Source organism: uncultured Lamprocystis sp. (assembly GCF_903933125.1).
In the GTDB taxonomy this organism is placed as follows: Bacteria; Pseudomonadota; Gammaproteobacteria; order Chromatiales; family Chromatiaceae; genus Thiodictyon.
The window spans coordinates 1-2,283 of the sequence record NZ_CAIZIZ010000067.1 but is presented as its reverse complement, the minus strand read 5'-3'; the positions used below and the strand labels follow the sequence as shown (position 1 = coordinate 2,283).

The 2,283-nt window shown below is 66.8% G+C and carries 1 protein-coding gene; it reads left to right on the top strand.

What is annotated here, in order from left to right:
• A partial coding sequence (locus QZY03_RS02940) for a Calx-beta domain-containing protein (protein ID WP_295578143.1) occupies positions 1-2,086 on the top strand: 2,086 nt, incomplete at its 5' end.
• Between the last annotated feature and the right edge of the window lie 197 nt (positions 2,087-2,283).

Genomic DNA, 2,283 nt, shown 5'->3' with positions numbered 1-2,283 from the left:
CGCCGCCGAACAGCAGTTATTTCGCAATCAGGGCAACGCCAACCACTGGATAGAACTCGACTTGGAGGGGGTGACGTCCACGCGCGATGGCGTCGGCGCCATCATCTACGCGACGACCCCCGATGGCCGGGTGCAGCTGCGCGAGCAGAATCACGGCGTCCACCGCTATGTTCAGGATGCCGTGCGCACCCATTTCGGCCTGGCCGCTAACACCGCGGTCGAACTCGAAGTGCACTGGCCCAGCGGCACTGTCGACACCTTTACCGGACTGCCGATCGACCAAGTACACCGCCTGGTCGAGGGCTCCGGTGACGGCGGCGTTTACGTCCTCAGCGCGACCGCGCCAACGGTGGCGGAGGCCGCGGGTAGCGCCGAGTTCACCCTGACGCTGAGCCCCGCGCCACCGGTCGGGGCCTCCGTCCTGGTCAATTATCAGACCGCCGACGGCAGCGCGGTGGCCGGCAGCGACTATAGCGCCGCCTCCGGCACCCTGACCTTCCTGCCCGGCGAGACCCAGCACACCCTCGCGGTCACCCTCATCGACGACGCCCTCCCGGAGGACAATGAGCAGTTCCGCCTCGACCTCACCGGCGTTGGCACCCCGGTCACCGCCACCGCCACCATTCTGGCCAACGATGCCGCGCCCGCCTATGTCCTCAGCGCGACCGCGCCAACGGTGGATGAGTCCGCGGGTACTGCCGAGTTCACCCTGACGCTAAGCCCCGCACCACCGGTCGGTGCGTCGGTCCTGGTCAGCTATCAGACCGCCGACGGCAGCGCCGTGGCCGGCAGCGACTATAGCGCCGCCTCCGGCAGCCTGACCTTCCTGCCCGGCGAGACCCAGCACACCCTCGCGGTCACCCTCATCGACGACGCTCTCCCGGAGGACGATGAGCAGTTCCGCCTGGACCTCACCGGCGTCGGCACCCCGGTCACCGCGAGCGCCATCGCCACCATCCTGGTCAACGACACCGCGCCCGCCACGCCCGTCTGCGGTACTCCGGTCTACACCGCGGCAACCGAGTCGGTGGCCCTACTGTACAACGACTGCGGCACCAACCGCTGGCATCTGCGGGCCACGGCGGGCGGCCAGGTTGTGACCTATCGGGGTGGCCTGATCGCCGATCAGCCGTTCGCCAGTCTGACCGGATACTCCTTTGAAACCGGCGACCTACTGCCACCACCAGACTATGTCCTGTACATGGTCGGGACCGGACAAGACGGGTTGGACTTCACGCTCGCGACTGGGGCCAAAGCGTGTTTCAGCCTGACCGCCCCCGCTACCAAGGTGATCCTGGCCGGCGCGACGCGCCTGCCGATGGGAACGGCGGTGAGCCTCCCCGACTTCGGGCCCTGCACCACCAGCCCGGCGGTACTCAGTGCCGCGAACCTGAGCGTCACCGAGGGCGCCGGCACGGCAGTGTTCACCGTCACCCTGTCACCCGCACCCGCCATCGGTCGGCAGGTGCAGGTGAATTACCAGACAGCGAACGGCAGCGCCTTGGCCGGCAGTGATTACACGGCCACCTCCGGTACCTTGACATTTCTGGCTGGCGAAACCCAGCGCACCGTCGCGGTACCGATCACCGACGATGCGCTCCGTGAGAACGGCGAGACTTTCAGCCTGAACCTGACTAGCGGCCTCGCCAAGACGGTGACAGCGACCGCGACCATTGTCGATAATGACAGCGGCAGCGCCCTTCCCGCCTGCGGGACCTTGGTTTATGATCAGACCAAAGAGTCAGCCGTACTCTTATGGAATGACTGTGGAACCACCAGGTGGCATCTACGGGCGACCGGCGGCGGCCGCCCGACGGTAGCGTTCCGCGGCAGCCTGACCGCGAGTCCTGCCCTCACCAACCTCTCAGGGGTTTCCATCGAGTCGTCGGATCGCTTGCCGCCCAACTTCGTATTCAATGTGACCGGCAACGCGCAGGACGGCGTCGACTTCAACCTGCCGGCGGGCGGACAGGCGTGTTTCAGCGTGACCAGCCCCAGCACCGCCATAGTGCTGGCCGGGTCCAATCGGATCTCGCTCAGCCGGCCGGTCAGCTTGCCCAGCTTCGGGGCATGTACGCCGCCCTAGGCAGCACCGCCTCACCACTGAGCGGCATTCGCAGCGACGCAACGGATAGCCCGCCAGCAACCTGAAATCCAGGGAACTGGCGGGCGTTGAACCAACGGACCGCCGTAACAGATCGCGCAGGATCTTCGTCGGCCTTGATCATTAATCCGGCCAGATCCAAGCCGACACTCGTCGCGGCCGCGGGCCGCTCCTACCGT